This is a genomic window from Xanthomonas vasicola, from assembly GCF_000772705.2.
Taxonomy (GTDB): domain Bacteria; phylum Pseudomonadota; class Gammaproteobacteria; order Xanthomonadales; family Xanthomonadaceae; genus Xanthomonas; species Xanthomonas vasicola.
In genome coordinates, this window is record NZ_JSBW02000013.1 from 1 (window position 1) to 1,435 (window position 1,435).

The window sequence follows — 1,435 nt, forward strand, 5'->3', positions numbered from 1 at the left end:
TAGTCGCCCCTGAAAAACCCCAGACCACATCCATTGCAAGGCTTCATCTGCGTTATCGGTGTGCTGGAATTGCCAGTTTTCGTTACGCTACGTCCTGGTTTCTGGCAGTTTTCGCCCATGCGTACACGCCGTCCTGCCGCCGAGCAGTTGCCTGCCGATGAGCTGTTTCGTTCGCGTCTGGAGAACCAGATCGACTTGCGCCATCCACTGGTCCAGCTGAGCCATCGGCTGCCGTGGAGTGCGTTGGAGCAGGCGCTGTCGCCGCGGTTGCCGACCACCACCGGCACAGGCGGTCGGCCCGCATTGCCGGTGCGGTTGATCGCCGGGTTGCTCTACCTCAAGCACGCCTACGACCTGTCCGACGAGGCGGTCTGCGAGCGCTGGCTGGAAAATCCGTACTGGCAGTTCTTCACCGGCGAGGTGGTGTTCCAGACCTGCTTGCCGTGCGATCCCAGCTCCCTGACCCGTTGGCAACAGCGCCTGGGCGAAGCCGGTATGGAAGAGCTGTTGGCGCACACGATCAACACCGCTCACACGATGAAGGCGGTGGATGCGCGCGAGTTGTCGCGGGTGATCGTGGATACCACCGTGCAGGAAAAAGCGATCGCCCATCCCACCGACAGCCGTTTGCTGGAGGTGGCGCGCAAGAAGCTGGTGCTGCTGGCCAAGCGACACGGCATCGCACTGCGACAAACCTATGCGCGGCAAGGTCCGGCGTTGCGCCGCAAGGCCGGACGCTATGCGCATGCGCGCCAGTTCAAGCGCATGCGCAAGGAGCTGCGACGCCAACGCACGATACTGGGACGGGTATTACGCGATCTGCAACGCAAGCTGGCCCAGCAGGAACCGTCGGTACGTGAGCGCATCGGTGTCTGGTTGGAGCGCGCACAACGGTTGTTGGCGCAGCGTCCCAAGGACAAACAAAAACTCTACGCGTTGCACGCACCGGAAGTGGAATGCATGAGCAAGGGCAAGGCAAGCAGCCCCTACGAATTTGGCGTCAAGGTCGGCATTGCGGTGAGTGCGCGCAAGGGCTTGATTGTGGGCGCGCGCAGTTTTCCCGGTAATCCCTACGACGGCGATACGTTGGCCGAGCAACTGGAACAGGCGCGCGGGCTGCTGCAGGATGTGAATGTGATCGCGCAGGTGGCGATTGTGGATCTGGGGTATCGCGGGCGCGACGTGGAGGGTGTGCAGATCCTGCATCGCGGCCAAGCCAAGACGCTGACACGACGGCAATGGCGCTGGATCAAACGACGGCAAGCGGTAGAGCCGGTGATCGGACATCTGAAACAGGACTGCCGCTTGAATCGCTGCCATCTCAAAGGCGCCCAAGGCGATGCACTGCACGTGCTCGGCTGCGCCGCTGGCTACAACCTGCGCTGGCTGCTGCGCTGGATCGCATTTTTGCGTGCTTGGTTGCAGGTGGTGCGGG

The 1,435-nt window shown here is 62.4% G+C and carries 1 protein-coding gene; it reads left to right on the forward strand.

Annotation, left to right across the window (positions count from 1 at the left end):
• Nucleotides 1–117: 117 nt before the first annotated feature.
• The coding region (locus NX05_RS02925) for an IS5 family transposase (protein ID WP_080991461.1) at nucleotides 118–1,435 on the forward strand (1,318 nt) is incomplete at its 3' end.